23 protein-coding genes, 1 tRNA gene and 1 pseudogene are annotated in these 19,903 nt (G+C 67.7%); 17 read left to right on the top strand and 8 right to left on the bottom strand.

Annotation, left to right across the window (positions count from 1 at the left end; translation table 11 throughout):
- Positions 1 to 181: 181 nt before the first annotated feature.
- Positions 182 to 1,018: a tetratricopeptide repeat protein gene (locus OL599_RS09700; RefSeq protein ID WP_264713508.1), complete on the bottom strand. Its 837-nt coding sequence runs from the start codon at positions 1,016 to 1,018 to the stop codon at positions 182 to 184.
- Between the two features lie 60 nt (positions 1,019 to 1,078).
- Between OL599_RS09700 and OL599_RS09705 the strand changes: the two genes are divergently transcribed.
- Positions 1,079 to 1,951 (top strand): Rossmann-fold NAD(P)-binding domain-containing protein, encoded by an 873-nt coding sequence (locus OL599_RS09705; RefSeq protein ID WP_264713509.1) that lies wholly within the window; start codon positions 1,079 to 1,081, stop codon positions 1,949 to 1,951.
- Here the strand turns inward: OL599_RS09705 and OL599_RS09710 are convergent.
- Positions 1,907 to 2,662: an alpha/beta hydrolase gene (locus OL599_RS09710; protein WP_264713511.1), complete on the bottom strand. Its 756-nt coding sequence runs from the start codon at positions 2,660 to 2,662 to the stop codon at positions 1,907 to 1,909. The genes OL599_RS09705 and OL599_RS09710 overlap by 45 nt on opposite strands.
- Positions 2,663 to 2,706: 44 nt before the next feature.
- On the opposite strand from OL599_RS09710, the gene OL599_RS09715 reads away from it, so the two are divergent.
- From OL599_RS09715 to OL599_RS09735, 5 genes are all read left to right on the top strand, one after another.
- Positions 2,707 to 3,870 (top strand): glycosyltransferase family 4 protein, encoded by a 1,164-nt coding sequence (locus OL599_RS09715; RefSeq protein ID WP_264713512.1) that lies wholly within the window; start codon positions 2,707 to 2,709, stop codon positions 3,868 to 3,870.
- On the top strand, positions 3,867 to 4,769 hold the full coding sequence (locus OL599_RS09720; RefSeq protein WP_264713513.1) for a glycosyltransferase family 9 protein: 903 nt from the start codon (positions 3,867 to 3,869) through the stop codon (positions 4,767 to 4,769). Before OL599_RS09715 ends, OL599_RS09720 begins: the two co-directional genes overlap by 4 nt.
- 41 nt (positions 4,770 to 4,810) lie before the next feature.
- Positions 4,811 to 6,763 (top strand): threonine--tRNA ligase, encoded by a 1,953-nt coding sequence (gene thrS, locus OL599_RS09725; protein ID WP_264713514.1) that lies wholly within the window; start codon positions 4,811 to 4,813, stop codon positions 6,761 to 6,763.
- Between the two features lie 115 nt (positions 6,764 to 6,878).
- The gene (gene infC, locus OL599_RS09730) at positions 6,879 to 7,400 is read left to right on the top strand and encodes a translation initiation factor IF-3 (RefSeq protein ID WP_264713515.1); all 522 of its coding nucleotides are present in this window, start codon (positions 6,879 to 6,881) and stop codon (positions 7,398 to 7,400) included.
- A 208-nt stretch (positions 7,401 to 7,608) separates the two neighbouring features.
- Entirely contained in the window at positions 7,609 to 7,977 is a 369-nt protein-coding gene (locus OL599_RS09735; RefSeq protein WP_264713516.1) for a DoxX family protein, read from the top strand.
- A 67-nt stretch (positions 7,978 to 8,044) separates the two neighbouring features.
- Here the strand turns inward: OL599_RS09735 and OL599_RS09740 are convergent, their stop codons facing one another.
- The gene (locus OL599_RS09740) at positions 8,045 to 8,284 is read right to left on the bottom strand and encodes a hypothetical protein (protein WP_264713517.1); all 240 of its coding nucleotides are present in this window, start codon (positions 8,282 to 8,284) and stop codon (positions 8,045 to 8,047) included.
- Positions 8,285 to 8,507: 223 nt separating this feature from the next.
- Here OL599_RS09740 and ffh point away from each other — a divergent pair, with 223 nt between their 5' ends.
- The 9 genes from ffh (at position 8,508) to OL599_RS09785 (ending at position 15,296) form a co-directional block, all read left to right on the top strand.
- Entirely contained in the window at positions 8,508 to 9,875 is a 1,368-nt protein-coding gene (gene ffh / locus OL599_RS09745; RefSeq protein ID WP_264713518.1) for a signal recognition particle protein, read from the top strand.
- Between the two features lie 45 nt (positions 9,876 to 9,920).
- On the top strand, positions 9,921 to 10,256 hold the full coding sequence (gene rpsP, locus OL599_RS09750) for a 30S ribosomal protein S16 (RefSeq protein WP_264713519.1): 336 nt from the start codon (positions 9,921 to 9,923) through the stop codon (positions 10,254 to 10,256).
- A 40-nt stretch (positions 10,257 to 10,296) separates the two neighbouring features.
- Positions 10,297 to 10,812, top strand: coding sequence for a ribosome maturation factor RimM (gene rimM, locus OL599_RS09755; RefSeq protein ID WP_264713609.1), 516 nt, complete (start codon positions 10,297 to 10,299; stop codon positions 10,810 to 10,812).
- The gene (trmD, locus tag OL599_RS09760) at positions 10,809 to 11,549 is read left to right on the top strand and encodes a tRNA (guanosine(37)-N1)-methyltransferase TrmD (RefSeq protein WP_264713520.1); all 741 of its coding nucleotides are present in this window, start codon (positions 10,809 to 10,811) and stop codon (positions 11,547 to 11,549) included. Before rimM ends, trmD begins: the two co-directional genes overlap by 4 nt.
- A 27-nt stretch (positions 11,550 to 11,576) precedes the next feature.
- Positions 11,577 to 11,975: a 50S ribosomal protein L19 gene (gene rplS, locus OL599_RS09765; protein ID WP_264713522.1), complete on the top strand. Its 399-nt coding sequence runs from the start codon at positions 11,577 to 11,579 to the stop codon at positions 11,973 to 11,975.
- Between the two features lie 22 nt (positions 11,976 to 11,997).
- Positions 11,998 to 13,410 carry a 3-isopropylmalate dehydratase large subunit gene (gene leuC / locus OL599_RS09770; protein WP_264713523.1) on the top strand — a complete coding sequence of 471 codons (1,413 nt, stop codon included), beginning with the start codon at positions 11,998 to 12,000 and terminating at the stop codon, positions 13,408 to 13,410.
- A 7-nt stretch (positions 13,411 to 13,417) separates the two neighbouring features.
- The gene (gene leuD / locus OL599_RS09775) at positions 13,418 to 14,041 is read left to right on the top strand and encodes a 3-isopropylmalate dehydratase small subunit (RefSeq protein WP_264713524.1); all 624 of its coding nucleotides are present in this window, start codon (positions 13,418 to 13,420) and stop codon (positions 14,039 to 14,041) included.
- Between the two features lie 14 nt (positions 14,042 to 14,055).
- Positions 14,056 to 15,168 (top strand): 3-isopropylmalate dehydrogenase, encoded by a 1,113-nt coding sequence (leuB, locus tag OL599_RS09780; RefSeq protein ID WP_264713525.1) that lies wholly within the window; start codon positions 14,056 to 14,058, stop codon positions 15,166 to 15,168.
- Positions 15,169 to 15,219: 51 nt separating this feature from the next.
- Positions 15,220 to 15,296: transfer RNA gene (locus OL599_RS09785), tRNA-Arg, on the top strand.
- 294 nt (positions 15,297 to 15,590) lie between these two features.
- On the opposite strand, the gene OL599_RS09790 is transcribed toward OL599_RS09785, so the two are convergent.
- Both OL599_RS09790 and OL599_RS26150 read right to left on the bottom strand, forming a co-directional pair.
- Positions 15,591 to 15,908 (bottom strand): hypothetical protein, encoded by a 318-nt coding sequence (locus OL599_RS09790; RefSeq protein ID WP_264713526.1) that lies wholly within the window; start codon positions 15,906 to 15,908, stop codon positions 15,591 to 15,593.
- Positions 15,909 to 15,946: 38 nt separating this feature from the next.
- Positions 15,947 to 16,168 carry a transposase gene (locus OL599_RS26150; RefSeq protein ID WP_408886928.1) on the bottom strand — a complete coding sequence of 74 codons (222 nt, stop codon included), beginning with the start codon at positions 16,166 to 16,168 and terminating at the stop codon, positions 15,947 to 15,949.
- Positions 16,169 to 16,521: 353 nt separating this feature from the next.
- Here OL599_RS26150 and OL599_RS09795 point away from each other — a divergent pair, with 353 nt between their 5' ends.
- On the top strand, positions 16,522 to 18,351 hold the full coding sequence (locus OL599_RS09795) for a PAS domain S-box protein (RefSeq protein WP_264713527.1): 1,830 nt from the start codon (positions 16,522 to 16,524) through the stop codon (positions 18,349 to 18,351).
- Positions 18,352 to 18,477: 126 nt separating this feature from the next.
- Positions 18,478 to 18,645, top strand: a pseudogene (locus tag OL599_RS09800) (putative zinc-binding metallopeptidase); the annotation flags it as partial.
- 119 nt (positions 18,646 to 18,764) lie between these two features.
- Here OL599_RS09800 and OL599_RS09805 read toward each other — a convergent pair.
- The 3 genes from OL599_RS09805 to OL599_RS09815 all read right to left on the bottom strand — a co-directional run bounded on the left by OL599_RS09805 (position 18,765) and on the right by OL599_RS09815 (position 19,788).
- Positions 18,765 to 19,079 (bottom strand): hypothetical protein, encoded by a 315-nt coding sequence (locus OL599_RS09805; RefSeq protein ID WP_264713528.1) that lies wholly within the window; start codon positions 19,077 to 19,079, stop codon positions 18,765 to 18,767.
- Between the two features lie 88 nt (positions 19,080 to 19,167).
- Positions 19,168 to 19,557: a PRC-barrel domain-containing protein gene (locus tag OL599_RS09810; RefSeq protein ID WP_264713529.1), complete on the bottom strand. Its 390-nt coding sequence runs from the start codon at positions 19,555 to 19,557 to the stop codon at positions 19,168 to 19,170.
- Positions 19,558 to 19,617: 60 nt separating this feature from the next.
- On the bottom strand, positions 19,618 to 19,788 hold the full coding sequence (locus tag OL599_RS09815) for a CsbD family protein (protein ID WP_264713531.1): 171 nt from the start codon (positions 19,786 to 19,788) through the stop codon (positions 19,618 to 19,620).
- Positions 19,789 to 19,903: the final 115 nt, after the last annotated feature.

A 19,903-nucleotide genomic window follows, 5' to 3' on the forward strand; every position in this document is an offset into this window, starting at 1 on the left:
CCGCCAAGGGGCAGAAGCCCCTTGGATCCCAGGACTTAAGTGGTGTTGAGCAGAGGGGGCCGACCGTGCGGTTGCGAACCGCTCCGTAGGCCCCCTCTGCTCAACACCACTGCAAAGTAGCGGGTTCTAAGGGCTCCGCCCTTAGCGGGGTCCAGGGGCAGCGCCCCTGGCCTTGCCTTCCCTACCGCCGGTCCGGCCCCGCATCGAGCAGGGCGATATTCTGCTCGGCAAGGTCGGCGGTGGCGGAGTCGGGGGCGAGGTCGATCGCGCGGGTCCAGTCGGTGCGCGCGCCGGCGCGGTCGTTGTGGCGTTGGCGGAGGATGCCGCGTTCCAGCAGGGCTTCGGGGTTGTCGGGGTCGATCGCGATGGCGTGGTCGATGTCGTTCTGGGCCTGGTCGAGTTTGCCGAGATGGCGCCAGGCCGTTGCGCGGGCGGTGAGGGCGTCGATGCGGCGGGGATCGACGTCGAGCGCGTGGGTCAGGTCGTCGATGGCGTCGTGGTAGCGTTCGAGGTTGCCGGCGGTGACGGCGTGGTCGATCAGCAGGTCGACATCGTCCGGTGACAAGGCCAGGGCGAGGGCGGCGGAGGCGAGGGCGTGGGTCGCGTCTCCGGCCATCAGCCAGGCCTGGGTGGCCTGGGCGTAGATGGTGGCGCGGGCGGCGTCGGCGTCGTGGCTGCTGCCGGCGAGCTCCTGCAGCATGCCGGCGCCTTTGGCGGGATTGCCCAGGGCGATGTTCGACAGCGCCTGGCAGTGCGTGGCGCCGTCGCCGCCGCCTTGCCTTTCCCAGGTGTCGGCGAAGCTGGCGGCGCCGACGGGGTCGGTGGCGAGCATGGCCAGGCACTGCTCGTAGTCCGGGCCCTGGGCGATGCGCGGGGGGACCGGCGGGATCGGGAGCGCCTCGGTCGGGTCGGCCTCCAGCGCGGCATGGCGGCCGGGGAGGGCATACCAGCTGGTTCCGCCGGCTGCCGCCAGGAGCAGCAATCCGGCGCCACCGATCATCGCGGCGTGCGTGTTCATGATGGCGGCAGTGTAATCTGGCCCTGGCGGGCGCGGCAAACCTGGAGGACGGGCCGAGGCATGGTGCGGCATCACTTGATTGTTTTCGGCTGCGGCTACACGGGGGCCGCGGTGGCGCGGGCCGCCGCGGCGGCGGGGTTCGCGGTGACCGTGACCAGCCGCAGGCGGGGATGGGACGGGGCCCCGGAGGGGGTGGGCGTCGTGGATTTCGCCGCGGCAGGCGCGGTGTTGCCGCAGGCGACGCATGTGCTGGCCACGGTGCCGCCGGAGGGCGGGGGCGATCCGGTGCTGGCGGTGCATGGCGCGGCGTTGCGGGCGGCGCCGGCGCTGCATTGGGCCGGGTATCTGTCGACGACGGGTGTGTATGGCGACCGTGGCGGCGGCTGGGTGGACGAGGCGACGCCGGTGGCGCCGGGCTCCGAGCGGTCGCGCCGGCGGGTGGCGGCGGAGCAGGGCTGGGCGGCGCTGGCCGGCCGGGTCGCGGTGGATCTGTTCCGGGTGGCCGGGATCTACGGGCCCGGGCGGTCGGCGCTGGACGATCTGCGGGCGGGGCGGGTGCGGATGGTGGTGAAGCCGGGGCATGCGTTCGGCCGCATCCATCGCGACGACATCGCGGCGGCGGTGCTGGCGGCGATGCGCCAGGATCGGCCGGCGGGGGTGCGGGTGCTGCATCTGGCCGACGACGTGCCGGCCGAGACCGTGGCGGTGGTGACGGAGGCGGCGCGGCTGCTGGGCATGGCGCCGCCGCCGGCGGTGCCGTTCGCGCAGGCGCAAGCGGGGATGAGCGAGATGGCGCGCAGCTTCTGGATGGAGAACCGCAAGGTTTCCAGCGCGCGGACCCAGCAGATGCTGGACCTGCGCTGGCGCTATCCGTCGTATCGCGAGGGGCTACGCGCCATCCTGGCCGAGCAGCGTGGCGACCGTCCGGCGTAGCAGGGCGAGGTCTTGCGGGCGGGACAGGCGGTGGTCGCCGTCCTTGATCAGGGTGACCTGCACGTCGGTGGCGGTGAGCTGCGCGGCGAGGGTCAGCGCCTGTTCCCAGGGGACGTCGGCGTCGAGCTGGCCGTGCAGGAGGCGCACGGGGCAGGTGAGGGGGATCGGTGCGCCCAGCATCAGGTGGCGGCGGCCGTCTTCGATCAGGCCCATGGTGATGGTGTAGGGATCGCCGTATTCGCTGGGGATTTCGAGGCGGCCTTGCCGGGTCAGGGTGTCCTGCTCGGTGGGGCTCATGGCCTGCCACATCAGCCGCTCGGTGAAGTCGGGGGCGGCCGCGATGCCGACCAGGCCGGTGACGCTGCCGGGGCGGGCGAGGGCGGCGAGCAGGGCGATCCAGCCGCCCATGGAGGAGCCGACCAGTAGCAGGGGGCCGTCGGCGACGCGGTCGATGACCGCCAGCGCGTCCTGGGCCCAGCGGCCGATGGTGCCGTCGGTGAAGGCGCCGCCGCTGGCGCCGTGGCCGGAATAGTCGAAGCGCAGCATGGCTTGCCCGGTGGCGGCGCAGAGGGCGGCGAGCTCGGTGGCCTTGGTGCCGGTCATGTCGCTGTTGAAGCCGGGCAGGAACACCACGGTGGGGGAACGCCCAGGCAGGTGCGCCCAGGCGAGTTGCACGCCGTCACCCCGGTCGAGCGTGCCGGTTCGTTCCATGCCGTGTCCTTTCAATCCGTCGGTTGCGTGATATAGCGCGGCGAATGAGCGAATCCCCAGCCGATGTCCATCCGCCAGGACCCTATCCGGTGGTGCTGCAGGTGCTGCCGGCCCTTGGCGGGGGCGGGGTGGAGCGCGGGACGGTGGAGATGGCCTCGGCCATCGCCATCGCCGGCGGGCGGCCGCTGGTGGCGAGCGCGGGCGGGCGCCTTGCGGCGTCAGTGGAACGGGCGGGGGGGCGGAATGTCGTCCTGCCGCTGGACAGCAAGAATCCGTGGCGCATCTGGCGCAACGCGGCGTTGCTGGAGGCGCTGATCCGGCGCGAGCGGGTGGACATCGTGCATGCGCGGTCGCGGGCGCCGGCGTGGTCGGCGTGGCTGGCGGCGCGGCGGGCCGGGGTGCATTTCGTGACCACCTATCACGCGCCGTATGGCGAGGGGTTCCCGCTGAAGCGGCGCTACAACGCGGTGATGGCGAAGGGCGAGCGGGTGATCGCGATCAGCCATTTCATCGCCGGCGTGATCCAGGCGCGGCATGGCGTGGATCCCGGCCGCATCCGGGTGATCCATCGCGGGGTCGATCCCGCGATGTTCGATCCGCAGACGGTGGGCAGCGAGCGGATCCTGCGGCTGGCGCGGAGCTGGCGGGTGCCGGACGGGCAGCCGACGGTGGTGCTGCCGGGGCGGCTGACGCGTTGGAAGGGCCAGGCGGTGCTGATCGAGGCGCTGGCGCGGATGGCAAACCGGGACGTGTGCGCGGTGCTGGTAGGGGCCGATCAGGGGCGGCACCGGTATGCTGCCGAGCTGGTGGCGCTGGCGGAGCGGCTGGGCGTGGGCGCGCGCGTGCGGCTGGTGGGGCATTGCGACGACATGCCGGCGGCGATGATGCTGTCCGACGTGGTGGTCAATGCCTCGACCGAGCCGGAGGGGTTCGGGCGGGTGGTGATCGAGGCGCAGGCGATGGCCCGGCCGGTGGTGGGCACCGACCATGGCGGCGCGGTGGAGACGATCGAGCACGGCGTGACCGGGTGGCGGGCGGCGCCTGGCGATCCGGCGGCGCTGGCGGTGGTGCTGGACCAGGCGCTGGCGATGCCGGCGGCGGAGCGGGCGGCGCTGGGGCGGCGGGCGCGGGCGGCGGTGCAGGCGCATTACACGGTGCAGGCGATGCAGGCGGCGACCATCGACGTGTATCGCGAGGTGCTGGGGTGAAGCGGATCCTGGTGATCCGCCTCGGCGCCCTCGGTGATTTCGTGCTGTCGTTCGGGCCGTTCGCGGCGATCCGGGCGCAGCATCCGGAGGCGGAGATCACGCTGCTGACGACGGCGCCTTTCGCCGGGCTGGCGGGACGGGCGCCGTGGTTCGATCGGGTGGAGGTGGATGCGCGGCCGCAGTGGTGGAACCTGCCGGGCGTGCTGCGGCTGCGGCGGCAGTTGCGCGGGTTCGATTTCGTCTATGACCTGCAAACGTCGGCCCGGTCGTCGAACTATTTCCGCCTTGCCGGGCGGCCGGGGTGGTCGGGCATCGCGCCGGGGTGCTCGCATCCGCATGCCAATCCGCTGCGCGATGGGATGCACACGCTGGAGCGGCAGCGCGAGCAGCTGGCGATGGCCGGGGTCACGGCGTTTCCCGCGCCGGATCTGGCCTGGCTGGGGGGCAAGGCGCCGGAGCTGGCGCGGCCGTATGCACTGTTGGTGCCGGGGGCGGCGCCGCACCGGCCGCGCAAGCGCTGGCCGGCCGAACGCTACGGGGCGCTTGCCGAGGTTCTGGTGGCGCGGGGGGTGACGCCGGTGGTGGTTGGGGCCGCGGCGGAGGCGTCGCTGGCGGCGGCGATCCGGGCGGTCTGCCCGCAGGCCGTGGACCTGACCGGCCGGACGGCGATCGCGGATATCCATGGACTGGCGCGGAATGCGGCGCTGGCCGTGGGCAACGATACCGGGCCGATGCATCTGGCGGCGGCGTCGGGCTGCGCCTGCGTGGTGCTGTTCTCGGCCGACAGCGACCCGGCGTTGACGGCGCCGCGGGGGCCGGACGGGGCATGGCCGACGCTGCTACGCGTTGCCGACCTGTCCGATCTGCCAGTGGAAAGGGTTGCGGAGGCGCTTGCGTAAGGCCATAGAAACCGGCCCTGTTCCACCTGGAGACCATGCCCATGCCGGCCATCACCCTGCCCGACGGATCCGAGCGCCGTTTCGACGGGCCGGTGACGGGCACCGAGGTCGCGGCCGCGATCGGCCCGGGCCTGGCGCGCGCCGCCCTGGCCATGAAGATCGACGGCCAACTGGTGGACCTGTCCACGGTGATCGACCGGGACGCGACGGTGGTGTTCGTCACCCGCCGCGACGAAGACGCGCTGCAAATGATCCGCCACGACAGTGCCCATGTGCTGGCCGAGGCGGTGCAGGAGCTGTTCCCGGGCACGCAGGTGACCATCGGTCCGGCGATCGAGAACGGGTTCTATTACGACTTCGCCCGCAACGAGCCGTTCACGCCGGAGGATTTCCCCGCCATCGAGGCGAAGATGCGCGAGATCGTGGCCCGCGGCGCGCCGTTCGAGCGGCAGGTGTGGGACCGCGATGAGGCGATCGCCTTCTTCGAGCGCAAGGGCGAGAAATACAAGGCGCAGCTGATCCAGGACCTGCCGCGCAGCGAAGTGATCACGCTGTACAAGCAGGGCGACTGGATCGACCTGTGCCGCGGCCCGCATATGCGCAACGCTGGCGATATCGGCAGCGCGTTCAAGCTGATGAAGGTGGCGGGCGCCTATTGGCGGGGCGATCACCGCAACGCCATGCTCTCGCGCATCTACGGCACCGCCTGGCGCGACCAGAAGGAGCTGGATGCCTATCTGAAGCAGCTGGAGGAAGCAGAGCGGCGCGACCACCGGCGTATCGGCAAGGACATGGGGCTGTTCCACCAGCAGGAGGAAGCGGTGGGCAGCGTGTTCTGGCACCCGAAGGGCTGGAAGCTGTACCGCCGGGCCGAGGACTACATGCGCCGCCGCCTGGATGGCGCCGGCTATCAGGAAGTGCGGACGCCGCAGTTGCTGGACCGTACGCTGTGGGAAGCGTCCGGCCATTGGGAGAAGTTCCGCGAGCACATGTTCATCGCCTCGGTCGAGGACGAGGACAAGACGCTGGCGCTGAAGCCGATGAACTGCCCGTGCCACGTGCTGATCTTCCGCCACACCCTGCGGTCGTATCGCGAGCTGCCGCTGCGGCTGGCGGAGTTCGGGTCCTGCCACCGCTACGAGCCAAGCGGCGCGCTGCACGGGATCATGCGGGTGCGCGCCTTCACCCAGGACGACGCGCATATCTTCTGCACGGAGTCGCAGATCGCCGACGAGACGGTGCGGTTCGTGGAGCTGCTGGGGTCGATCTACGCCGATTTCGGCTTCCCCGAGTTCCGCGTGAAGTTCAGCGACCGGCCGGAGACTCGTGCCGGCAGCGACGCGACCTGGGACCGGGCGGAAGGGGCGCTGAAGGAAGCCTGCGCCACCGCCGGGGTGGCGTATGAGCTCAATCCCGGCGAGGGCGCGTTCTATGGCCCCAAGCTGGAATTCGTGCTGCGCGACGCGATCGGGCGCGACTGGCAGTGCGGCACGCTGCAGGTTGATTTCGTGATGCCGGAGCGGCTGGGCGCGGAATACGTGGCCGAGGACGGCAGCCGGCGCCGCCCGGTGATGCTGCATCGTGCCATTCTTGGCAGCTTCGAGCGGTTTCTGGGCATTCTGATCGAGCAATATGCCGGCCGCTTCCCGCTGTGGCTGGCACCGGTGCAGGTGGCGGTGGCCACGATTGTCTCCGATGCCGACGACTATGCGCGCGAAGTGGCGGCCGCGTTCGAGGCGGCCGGGCTGTCGGTGAAGCTCGACCTGGGCCGCGAGAAGATCAACGCCAAGGTGCGCGAGCACAGCCTGCAGCACGTGCCGGTCATCGCCGTGGTCGGCCGCAAGGAGGCGGAGAGCCGCACGGTGGCCTTGCGCCGCCTGGGGGGCGATGCGCAGGACGTGGTATCGCTTGACGAAGCCGTGGCCCGGCTTGCGGACGAGGCGGTGCCACCCGATCTCAAGAAGGCCCGGTCACTGCTGGGCGAGGCCGCTTGAAACAAGCCCGGGAAGTGAGCGAAACTTAACCGTATCGCCCATTTCCCGGGCGACGATCCCGCAACAGACGACGATCCCGCAACAGACACAGGAGACCACAATAGCCAGAGGACCCATGCCCGCTCCCCCGACCCGTGACGGGCCGCGCGTGAACGAGGAGATCCGCGTTCCCCAGGTGCGACTGATCGACCAGGACGGCGAGATGCAAGGCGTGATGAGCGCCCGCGAGGCGATTCAGCGTGCCTACGCCGTCGGCCTCGATCTGCTGGAGATCAGCCCGAACGCCGATCCGCCGGTCGTCAAGATTCTTGACTTCGGCAAGTTCAAGTATGAACAGCAGAAGAAGCGCAACGAAGCCAAGAAGAAGCAAAAAGTCATCGAGATCAAAGAGATCAAGGTCCGCCCGAATATCGATGAGAACGACTATCAGGTCAAGCTGCGCGCCATGAAGACGTTCATCGAGGAAGGCGACAAGGTGAAGGTGACCCTGCGCTTCCGGGGGCGCGAAATGGCGCACCAGGACATCGGCATCAAGGTGCTGGAGCGTATCCGCGCCGACATGGACGCTCAGACCAAGGTCGAGCAGATGCCGCGGATGGAAAACCGCCAGATGGTGATGGTGCTGACGCCGCGTTGATGCGCGGTTGGGCGGGGAAACCCGCCCGTGGGCGGGGAGGTTCCCCGCTCGCCGGCGCGCCGGAAAGTGCCGACGCCTGGCCGCTCCGATCGTTGCGGAACCCCCGCGACGGACGTTAAGCTTCTCCTCGGGCGGGCGACCACGCCACGCGCCGGGGGGAGCAGGAATGTTTGCAAACGAAGCAGTCTGGGCGACGTGGTCGCCGCGGATGTTGAGTGTTCTGCGGATTTTCGTCGCGTTGCTGTTTCTGCAGCACGGCCTGATGAAGTATTTTGGCTTTCCCGCAAATTCGCCGCCGAATTTCACGATGTTCTCGCTGGCCGGGCTGGCGGGGGCGATCGAGATCGTGGGCAGCCTGCTGCTGCTGGCTGGGCTGTATACGCGCCAGGCGGCGTTCATCATGTCCGGTGAAATGGCGGTTGCCTACTTCATGCTCCGGCCGCAGCGCGGCTTCTTCCCGCTGACCAATGGCGGGGAGCTGGAGTCGCTCTACTGCTTCGTTTTCCTCTATCTGGTCTTTGCGGGGCCCGGGCCGTGGAGCATCGACGCGACGCGGAGGAGGGCGGCCATCGCCTGACGCCCTGGCGCGAAGGGGCGCCGGATGGCTGAGGCGCGGGTGGAAGGGCGGTGGGATGCGTGCGGCTTTATTCCGGCCGCAGTTGCTCATAGGCGCGCCGCGCCGCGTCCTCGATCAGCGTGTCGGCCGCCGCATCGAGATGGGTGAAGCCGCAGCTTTCGCATTTCTTGACGGGGATCGTGACCCGGCAGTGGATCACGCCCCGGTCGGTGGTGCGGCGGAAGCGCAACTCTTCGCGCCGGCAGACCACCTTTCCTTGCTTGCAGAAATCGCAGGCGTTGCGTTCGTCCGTGTCGTCTTTCGCCATCCGCGCCTCGTGCCGACCGGCCGGTTCATGGCGATCGGATGCATACGGACGTACCAGTGGCAGCAGGCGCCGGGTGTGATGTAGATCACCCTGCCGATGTGAATTGCGTCATGCCCGCGACCGTTTCTTGACTCCGGGCGCAGGGGCGCTCATAAGCCGCGCCTTGTCCGCCGCTCCGCGAGGGTTCGCGCAGCGGCGCGTCGGCTATTGAGGTGGTATCGAGGTGTTCGAGGCGTTATCCGGCAAGTTGACGGGGGTGTTCGAGCGGCTGCGCCGGCGTGGCGCGCTGAACGAGACCGACGTGATGGAGGCGCTGCGCGAGGTGCGCCTGGCGCTGCTGGATGCCGACGTCGCCCTGCCGGTGGTGAAGGACTTCATCGCCAAGGTGCGCGAGCGCGCGGTCGGCCAGGAAGTGCTGGACTCCGTGTCGCCGGGCCAGCAGGTCGTCAAGATCGTCAACGACGTGATGGTCGAGGCGCTGGGCGGCGCCGGGGCGGTCGGGCTCAACCTCAACGCGCCGGCTCCGATTCCCATCCTGATGGTGGGCCTGCAGGGCTCCGGCAAGACCACGACCTCCGGCAAGATCGCGCTGCGGCTGTCGCAGCGGCTGCGCCGGAAGGTGCTGCTGGCCAGCCTGGACACGCAGCGCCCGGCCGCGCAGTTGCAGTTGCAACAGCTCGCCGAGCGTGCCGGCGTGGGCAGCCTGCCGATCGTGGCGGGCCAGACGCCGCTGCAGATTGCGGCCCGCGCCATGGAGACGGCGCGGCGCGAGGTCTACGATGTGGTCATCCTCGACACCGCCGGCCGCCTGTCCATCGACGCGGCGTTGATGGAGGAGGTGAAGCAGATCCGCTTCGCCACCAACCCCGCCGAGACGCTGCTGGTGGTCGATGCCATGACCGGCCAGGACGCGGTGAACACGGCCAAGGCGTTCAACGACGCCGTGGGCGTTACCGGCATCGTCATGACCCGCATGGACGGCGATGCCCGCGGTGGCGCCGCGCTGTCGATGCGTGCGGTCACAGGCGCGCCGATCAAGCTGACCGGCTCGGGCGAGAAGCTGGATGCGCTGGAGGATTTCCATCCCGAGCGCGTCGCCGGCCGCATCCTGGGCATGGGCGACGTGGTCGGGCTGGTGGAGCGCGCCGCCGAGACCATCGACCAGGCGGAGGCGGAGAAGCTCGCCCGGAAGATGGCGAAGGGGACCTTCGACCTCGAGGATTTCGCGGCCCAGCTCAAGCAGATCACCAAGATGGGCAGCCTCTCCTCGATCCTGGGCATGCTGCCGGGGGCGGCGAAGCTGCAGCAGCAGATCGGGGATGCGAACCTCGATCAGAAGATGCTGAGGCGGCAGGCGGCGATCATCTCGTCGATGACGGCGAAGGAGCGGCGGACGCCCGATATCATCAAGGCGAGCCGCAAGAAGCGCATCGCCGCCGGGTCCGGCACCACGGTGCAGGACGTGAACCGGCTGTTGAAGCAGTTCGACGACATGTCCGGGATGATGAAGCGGATGAACAAGCTCGGGCAGAAGGGCCTAATGCGGCATGGCCTGTCCGCGTTGATGCCGGGAGGCCGGCGGCCTTTCTGACGCTGTTGATTTTCTGAAACGACCAACTGACGGAGTGACTGACCGATGGGTCTCAAGATCCGACTTTCCCGCGCCGGGGCCAAGAAGCGCCCGTACTACCACATCGTGGTGGCCGACAGCCGCAGCCCGCGCGACGGCCGCTTCATCGAGAAGCTGGGCAGCTACAACCCGATGCTGCCGCAGGAGCATGCGGACCGCATCCGCCTGCAGGGCGAGCGCATCATGCACTGGGTGAGCCAGGGCGCGGTGCCGACCGACCGCGTGGCGCGTTTCCTGGGCCATGCCGGCCTGGCGCCGATGCCGGCCTACAACGAGCAGCCCGTGCAGTCCGCGCCGAAGAAGAAGGCGCAGGAGCGCGCCAAGGCCGCCGCAGGCGGCTGAAACCGGGAGCGGATGACCCTTGGCTGACAGGCGCATCCAGATGGGGGTGATCGGACGGCCGCACGGGGTGCGTGGGCTGGTGCATGTGCACAGCTACACGGCCGACCCCGCGGACCTGCCGGCGTACGGCCCGTTCTTCGACGAACGCGGCCGCCGCTTCACCCTGCGCTGGCAAGGCGAAGGGGTCGCCCGCCTCAGCGAGCTGGTCGACGGCAAGCCGGTGCCGGTCAATGACCGCGGCGCCGCCGAGCGGCTGGTGAACACGCGCCTGTATGTCGACCGCGACCGCCTGCCGCCGCCGGAGGAGGAGGAGTTCTACCTCGCCGACCTGGTGGGGCTGGACGCGGTGGGGCCGGACGGGACTGCGCTCGGGCGGGTGGAGGCGGTGCATGACTATGGCGCCGGCGCCAGCCTGGAGATCGGCCGGCTGATCGTGCCGTTCACCCGGGCGTGCGTGCCGGTGGTGGACATCGCGGCCGGCCGGATCACGGTGGTGCCGCCCGAGGAGGTCGTGGTGCCGGCGCCCGCCGAGGCGTCCGCGGAGGCGGTGCGATGAGCTGGCGCGCCACCGTGCTGACGCTGTTCCCCGAGATGTTTCCGGGACCACTGGGCCAGTCGCTGGCTGGGCGGGCGCTGGAGCGCGGGATCTGGTCGCTGGCGGCGCGCGACATCCGTGCGCAGGCCGCCGACCGGCACCGCACGGTGGACGACACGCCGTTCGGCGGTGGCGCCGGGATGGTGATGCGGCCCGACATCGTCGATGCCGCCCTGGCCGAATGCGCGGACGACCGTCCGGCCGTGTTCCTGACGCCGCGTGGCCGCAAGCTGACGCAGGCCACGGTGCGCCGGCTGGCCGAGGGCCCCGGCGTGGTGCTGCTTTGCGGCCGCTACGAGGGCGTGGACCAGCGCGTGATCGAGGCGCGCGGACTGGAGGAGATCAGCATCGGCGACTATGTGCTGTCCGGCGGCGAGCCGGCGGCGATGGTGCTGCTGGATGCCTGTGTGCGGCTGCTGCCTGGGGTGATGGGCGCGGCCGAGAGCGCGGACGAGGAGAGCTTCTCGGCCGGGCTGCTGGAATACCCGCATTACACCCGTCCGGCGGAATGGCAGGGACGGCGCGTGCCGGACGTGCTGCTGTCCGGCAACCACGCCGCCATCGCGGCCTGGCGGCGGGCGGAAGCGGAGCGGATCACCCGGGAACGCCGGCCCGACCTGTGGGCCGGCCATGGACCGGAATTGCGCCAATCAGACGTGCGCGGCGGGGCGGTTGCCACCGTCCCGGCCGCGCCTTAGATCGATCAGGACGAAAGGACCACAACGATGAACATCATCCAGCAATACGAGGCGGAGCAGATTTCCCGCCTTACCGCCGAGCGCGCCGTGCCGGAGTTTCGCCCCGGCGACACGCTGCGGGTGGCCGTAAAGGTGGTCGAGGGTGAGCGTAGCCGTGTGCAGAACTTCGAGGGCGTGTGCATCGCCCGCTCGAACAAGGGGTTGAACAGCAACTTCACCGTGCGCAAGATCAGCTATGGCGAGGGTGTGGAGCGCGTGTTCGCGCTGTATGCGCCAACCATCGCCGAGATCGCGGTGGTCCGCCGCGGCGACGTGCGCCGCGCCAAGCTGTATTACCTGCGTGGCCGCCGCGGCAAGTCCGCGCGCATCGCCGAGCGCGCCCGCGAAACCACCACGACCACCACCGAGACCGCCGCCGCCGAATAACCGGCGGCCGAAGGGGGAAACGATGACCGAAACGAAACCGAGAACGCTGTTCGACAAGGTGTGGGACGCACACGTGGTCGAGCAGCTTCCGGACGGGACCTGCGTTCTGTACATCGACCGTCACCTCGTGCACGAGGTGACGAGCCCGCAGGCCTTCGAGGGGCTTCGGCTGGCCGGCCGCAAGGTGCGCCGGCCCGACGCCACCATCGCGGTCGTCGATCACAACATCCCCACGTCGGACCGGCGCCTGGGCATCGCCGAGGAAGAGAGCCGCATCCAGGTCGAGACGCTGGAGCGCAACGTCGCCGCGTTCGGTGTGCCGTATTTCCCGGTGCTGGATGCGCGCCAGGGCATCGTGCACATCGTCGGGCCGGAGCAGGGCATCAGCCTGCCGGGCATGACGATCGTGTGCGGCGACAGCCACACCTCGACGCATGGCGCGCTGGGCTCGCTGGCGTTCGGCATCGGCACCAGCGAGGTGGAGCATGTGCTCGCCACGCAGACGCTGCTGCAGAAGCCGGCGAAGAACATGCTGGTGCGGGTGGACGGGACGCTGCCGTTCGGCTGCTCGGCGAAGGACATCGTGCTGGCGATCATCGGCAAGATCGGCACCGCCGGCGGCACCGGCCATGTGATCGAGTATGCCGGCGAGGCGATCCGGGCGCTGGACATGGCCGGGCGCATGAGCGTGTGCAACATGAGCATCGAGGCCGGTGCGCGGGCGGGCATGATCGCGCCCGATCAGACCACGTTCGACTATGTCCGCGGCAAGCCCTATGCGCCCAAGGGCGAGGCGCTGGAGCGGGCGATCGCCTATTGGGCCACGCTGCCGTCCGACGCCGGGGCACAGTACGACAAGACGGTGGTGCTGAACGCGGCGGACATCGCGCCGATGGTGACCTGGGGCACCAATCCGGAAGCGGTGGTGCCGGTGACCGGCGTGGTGCCGGATCCGGCGGCCGAGCCGGACGAGGCCAAGCGTGCGCAGATGCAGCGCATGCTGGAGTATATGGACCTGACGGCGGGGCAGAAGCTCGCGGGGGTGCCGGTCGATGTGGTGTTCATCGGCAGTTGCACCAACGGGCGGATCGAAGACCTCCGCATGGCCGCGGCGGTGACGCGCGGGCGCAAGGTGGCTGACGGCGTGCGCGCCATGGTGGTGCCGGGCTCGGGCATCGTCAAGCAACTGGCCGAAGCCGAAGGCCTGGACAAGGTTTTCCTGGAGGCGGGCTTCGAGTGGCGGGAGCCTGGCTGCTCGATGTGCCTGGGCATGAACCCGGACAAGCTGACGCCGGGCCAGCGCTGCGCCAGCACGTCGAACCGCAATTTCGAAGGGCGGCAGGGGCCGGGCGGGCGGACGCATCTGCTGTCACCGGCGATGGCCGCCGCCGCCGCCGTGACCGGGCGGCTGACCGACGTTCGCGACATGGCGTGAGGGCACGATGGACAAGTTCACCACACTGACCGCGGTGGCGGCGCCGCTGCCGATCGCCAATGTCGATACCGACAAGATCATTCCGGCGCGCTTCCTCAAGACGATCAAGCGCACCGGGCTGGGCGTGCATCTGTTCGACACGCTGCGCTATGACTCCGAGGGGCGGGAGCGGCCGGAGTTCGTGCTCAACACCGAGCCGTACCGCAAGGCGCAGGTGCTCATTGCGCACGAGAATTTCGGCTGCGGCTCGTCGCGCGAGCATGCGCCGTGGGCGTTGCTGGATTTCGGCATTCGCTGCGTGATCGCACCGGACTTCGCCGACATCTTCCACAACAACTGCTTCAAGAACGGTATCCTGCCGGTGCGCCTGCCGCGCGCGGTGTGCGATCAGTTGATGGAAGACGCGAGACTTGGCGGCAATGCGCGGGTCACCGTCGATCTGGAGCGCCAGGTGGTGGTGCGGCCGAACGGGGAGGAGATCCACTTCGAGATCGACCCGTTCCGCAAGCACCTGCTGCTGAACGGCCTGGACGACATCGGCCAGACGCTGCAATACGCGCCGAAGATCGATACCTATGAGAGCAGGCAGCGTGAGGAGAAATCCTGGCTGCCCGGCATCACTGTCGCCTGACCACGGGAAGTAGAATGGCCGCCAACAAGAAACTGCTGGTCCTGCCGGGTGACGGCATCGGACCCGAGGTGATGCGTGAGGTCGTGCGCGTCATCGACTGGATGGACCGCAAGCGCCGGGTGAGTTTCGACCTGGTCGAGGATCTGGTGGGCGGGGCCAGCATCGATGCGCGGGGCGCGCCGATCACGCCGGACACGGTGGCGCGGGCGAAGGAAGCCGACGCCGTGCTGTTCGGTTCGGTGGGCGGGCCGAAATGGGAGACGCTCGGGTTTGATATGCGCCCCGAGCTCGCGATCCTGACGTTGCGCCGCGAACTTGGCCTGTTCGCCAATCTGCGTCCGGCGATCGTGCTGGATCCGCTGTTGAACGCGAGCACGCTGAAGCCGGAGATCGTCAAGGGCCTGGACCTGATGATCGTGCGCGAGAGCACGGGGGGAATCTATTTCGGCGAGCCGCGCGGCGTGGAGACGCTGGCGGACGGCAGCAAGCGCGGCTTCAACACCGAGGTCTACAGCACGCCCGAGATCGAGCGCGTGGCGCGGGTGGCGTTCGACCTTGCGCGCAAGCGCCAGAGCCGCGTGTGCAGCGTGGAGAAGGCGAACGTGATGGAAAGCGGGCTGCTGTGGCGGCAGACCGTGACCGCCCTGCAGCAGCGGGAATATCCCGATATCGAGCTGTCGCACATGTATGCTGACAACTGCGCGATGCAGCTGGTGCGCAACCCGCGCCAGTTCGACGTGATCGTGACCACCAATCTGTTCGGCGACCTGCTGTCGGACCTGGCATCCATGCTGACGGGGTCGCTGGGCATGCTGCCGTCGGCGACGCTGGGCGCGCCCGATTCGTCGGGCCGCCGGCATGCGCTGTACGAGCCGATCCATGGCAGCGCGCCGGACATCGCCGGCAAGGGCATCGCCAATCCGCTGGCGCAGATGCTGAGCTTCGCCATGCTGCTGCGGTACTCGTTCGACATGCAGGAGGACGCGGAGATGATCGAGCGGGCCTGCACGAATGTGCTGGCGAGCGGCCTGCGTACCGCCGATGTGATGGCGCCCGGCTGTGCCAAGGTGGGGACCCATGTGATGGGCGAAGCCGTGCTGCGCGAACTGGACAAGCTTGCTGGCTGATATCTGCTCTTGCTCCCGTGCGGCGGTTCGGTTACATCGCGGCACTCGGTTGCGCCCGTAGCTCAATTGGATAGAGCACCAGACTACGAATCTGGGGGTTGGAGGTTCGAGTCCTTCCGGGCGCGCCAGTAATTTCAATCAGTTAGATGGAAACGAGTCCCGCTTCGGCGGGGCCTGCTGTTGCGGCCCACAAGCGGAGCCCGCGAACGGACATTAGTCCCGGATCCGGGTTTGATTGTGCGCTATGCGAGCCTGATCTTGGCCACATGGTGTGGCGCCAGTTGCCGCCGGATGGCCGTTGCATCTGCCGAACCATGGAGTGCGGCCGGCTCACTTCCTGACCGCTTCACGGTGGATGTTGAGCCGGCGAATCGCGGCGCCAGCGGCGCATCCTCAAGTGTGACCGGTTCGTCGTGCTCCGGTCAGCGGGCGGTCCATACATTGCGATTGCCGGCGACGCTCTCATCGCCTTTTGCGAGGGCGTCGGCGCCTGCATACCGCTCACGGAACGTGGCGGCGTCGTACTGGGCTTGCTTCGCTTTTGCAGGGAGGCATTGGTTCGGTAGGTGACCAGTCTCTCGAACCGGGCCGGGCTTGTGAAATCGAGGGCGGAATGTTGCCTGACGGGTGTAGAGGCCGCCGAGGTGGCAGGCGATGGCCTGGTTCGTTTTGAGGCGGGTGTCGAAGACGGTGCGCCAGACGAGCTTGGCTTTCAGGGTCCTGGAGAACGTCTCGACCATAAAATTGTCATAGGTGCTCCCCTTGCCGGACATTGAGATCAGGGTGCCGCCTCCTGACGGAGGATTTCGTTCTCCCGCCGCAGCCGCTTCAACCCGGCTGCCATGTCCGCCTCCGCCTGCCCTCCAGAGGCCACGGCCTGCCGGTCCCGGCTCCGGCTGATCCACCGACCCAGCGTCGACAGCCCGACACCGAGGTCCCCAGCAACATCCGGCTGGGTCCGCCCGTTCGTCAGAGCCAGCCGGACCGCCGCCTCCTCCAAGTCCTCGCAAGCCGGCGTTGCTGTGCTATCGCGTTCCTCTCGCACGCCTCACGGCAATGTTTCGCTGTCTTGCTGGGGCTGACTGAAGCGGGCTGCAAGCGCGATCCCCCTCTGGGATGAGCTTTGAGTTCCACCAACTTCTCCTCGCAACTGCGTGATTACTTATGGAATGCAATAAGAATCCGCGCCAAATCCGTTTCAATTTCGATTGTACCTCTGCCATTAAGGTTGCTAAAGATACGTATACTAGATAGACTTTGATAATGATGCAGGCGCCAAAGGAATTGGCGAACTGTGCTCTGTGCCAGGTTGAGGTCCCGTGACTCGGTGGACCTTCAATGCCGGGGGAGCTTATGAGCAATCTCGTTCGAGCGACCGACGCCGCGCAGTCGGCCCCAAGCCTGCGCAATGAATATGTCTTGAATCAACCGAATCTTGTCTTGGATTTGCTGCCGCTCGGCGTTTGCATTTGCGACCGGGGCGGGGTGATCCTTCGCTATAACCGGAGCGCTGCCGAGCTCTGGGGCCGAGCCCCACGGCCTGGCGAGCTGGTAGAACGAGTCTGGGGCACCTACGGCCTGCGCCGTCCAGACGATGGTGCGATCGGGTCGGCCGGATGCCTGGTGAGCGGTGTCGTGGCTACAGGAACGCCTGTCCGCGATCAGGAGATTGTGATCGAGCGGCCGGATGGCTCATGCATTGTAGCCCGGGTGAATGCCGATGCGCTCAGGGACGGGGCCGGGGCTGTCGTTGGTGTCGTCGTTTGTTTTCGCGACGTCACCGAGCGCCGGCGCCTCCAGGCAGCGTTGCGGGACAACGAACGGCACTCCCAGACGCTGCTCGACGCGCTCCCTGTCGCCGTCTACACGACCGACGCGGCGGGGAGGATCAAGTTCTACAACCAGGCTGCTGTCGATCTCTGGGGGCGTCACCCTGAACCTGGTAGGGACGCGTGGTGCGGGTCCTGGCGCCTTTATTGGCCGGACGGCAGGCCGATGTCGCACGATGAATGCCCCATGGCCGTGGCGCTAAAGGAGGGACGAGCGATCCGAGGCGCGGAGGCCATCGCCGAGCGCCCCGACGGCACGCGTGTCCCGTTCCTCGCATACCCGACACCTATATGGGACGAGACGGGTGCGGTGACCGGCGCCGTCAACACGCTGGTGGATATCACCGAACGCAAGCACGGCGAGGAGCTCTCACAATACTTCGCATTGATTGTCGAATCCTCGAACGACGCGATCGTCGGCAAGGATCTCAACGGCATCATCACCAGCTGGAACCAAGGCGCAGAGCGGCTTTTCGGATATGCCGCAGAGGAGGTGATTGGCCGGCCGATCATGATCGTGATCCCAACGGAGCGCCATGACGAGGAGCAAGAGATTCTCACGCGCATCCGCCGTGGCGAGCGTATCGACCACTATGAGACCGTTCGTCAACGCAAGGACGGAAGCCACGTCGAAATCTCGCTCTCGGTGTCGCCTGTCAGGAATGCGGAGGGCAGGATCATCGGCGCGTCGAAGATTGCCCGAGACATTTCCGAACGCAGGCGTGCGCAACAGCAGCAGAATCTGCTGCTCAGAGAGATGAGCCACCGGGTCAAGAACTTGTTCGCCCTCGCAGGCGGTGTCGTGACACTAAGCGCGCGCTTTGCGCAAACGCCGGGAGAAATGGCAGATGCGGTCCGGAAAAGGCTGAATGCGCTGTCGCAGGCACACGACCTTACGCTGCCTGATCTCAATGACGGAACAGAAAGACCGGAGAAACACACGACGCTGCACGCTCTCGTTCGGACCATCGTTTCGCCTTACAGCGATCCCGAGCAGGATGGCGATGAGCGTATCACCGTCCGAGGACCGGATGTGCCGATCGGCGGCAGCGCGATGACCAGCCTGGCGCTTCTGTTGCACGAGTTTGCGACGAATGCCGTGAAATACGGGGCGCTTTCGACGTCGACTGGACATGTCAGTGTCGATTGGTTCGTCGTTGAGGACGAACTCCGCTTCGCATGGAGGGAGCGCGAAGGGCCGCCTCTCGACGAGCAGGCATACAGTGAAGGCTTCGGCACCTTGCTCGGCCGCGCGACTGTCAAGGGTCAGCTGGGCGGTTCGATCCGTCGCGACTGGGAGCCTGAGGGCCTGACGATACACCTCACTGTTTCCCTGAGCCGCCTCACCCAGTGACTGGTACCACATAGTACGATTCAGATATTGCGAATGCGACACTTTATGGTTGCGGCGCCCTTTCGGCGACCTGTTTGTCACCGATGAAGCCGGCGAGCGCCGTCGGGAACAGCAGATGCCGATGACTTCGACGCGCTGATCGGTCTTTGTTTGCCCATGACGTTCGCGGTCAACAGCAACAGCCGCTGCATGGGCCGGCCTGACCTCTGTCCGTTCATCCTGACGCAAGCCATCATTGCCAAGCTCGGCTTCATCCATGACCTCGTGAAAAAGCGGCGGTTGGCCGACGCGTAGAGGATACGGGAACACAGACGCAAAAAGGCCGGACATATCGTGTCCGGCCTTTCTTCAGCGCGATATGAGCCAGCGTTCCAAAGCCCGGTGTTCAGTGCCGCCAGGTTCGAGGAGTGCGTTTAACGGCGACCGAGCAGCAACCCGACTGCGAAAGCGGCGGCGGCGGCGACCATGACCGAGGTCATGGGTTGGCTTTCGACGTGCTCCAGCACATCCTTGCGGTATCGGTTGCCGCGCTCGATGGCCTGCTCGCCAATATCGCCGGCGGCCGCGGAGACCTTGCGGGCGGCTTCCCGGACCGCGGCGCCCGCCTCCGTGGCGGCGTCGCTGATCCGATGGCTCATGTCGTCCGCCGTGTTCGCGGCAGTGCCGATGGTGTCGCGGGCTTCCTTGCCCACCTGCTTGATTGTGCGGCTGTAATCGGTGTCGGTCATTGGTGTTCTCCATTGTTCTTGAGCGATCATCATCCTTTGTCCGTCGCGAGGGCGGGGGTGCGGCGCCCGCCTTTGCAGGAGATTGCGCTCAGGAGTTGTACTTGAAGTCCGGCAGGCTTTTCAGCATGTCCTTGGTCGCGCCCGGCAGCACCATGCGGTTGTTGCTGACCTGGAGTGAGCTGTAGGGGACCACGACGTATTTCGTCCCCATCCCGAGGAAGCCGCCGACCGAGAGCACGGCGAAGGGAACTTTCTCGTTGGGGGTAACGATCAGGTCATCGATCGTACCGACCGTCTCGTTGGCCTCGTTCACCACGGTGCTGCCCACCACCTTGGACGTGCGGTACCCCGTTGCCAAGGATTGTGGATCGACCTTCATGATGGACACAGTCTGGGGCTTGCCTTGCGCGAATACAGCGGGAGCGGACAGGCAAGCAGCCAAGGTTGCGGCGAGCGTGACATTAAAGGCGCGGTTCATCGCGTTCTCCATAAGAATATCCAACTCCGCGGGAATCGCGGAAGCTCTTTCGAGCTGCGGCTATTTCCGCAGCGCGTCCTTGGCGCGGCCGACGGCGCTTTGTACCTTGCCCTCGACCTTGTCGGCCTTGCCTTCGGTCTGCAGCTTGTCGTCGCCGACGGCCTTGCCGACCGCCTCCTTGACGCTACCCTTCGCCTGTTTGGCAGTGCCGATGATCCGATCCTTGTCCATGACGTATCCTGTTGGTTGCGGTTTTGCCCGTTGGGGCCCGTGTTGAGTGCCGAGATCGCCTCGTGGGCGGGCCAATTGCCGCGCTGGCCGGCAGGCACTCGGTAAGGTGGTAATC

Origin of the sequence: Limobrevibacterium gyesilva, from assembly GCF_025989185.1 — a bacterium.
Classification (GTDB): Bacteria; Pseudomonadota; Alphaproteobacteria; order Acetobacterales; family Acetobacteraceae; genus Limobrevibacterium; species Limobrevibacterium gyesilva.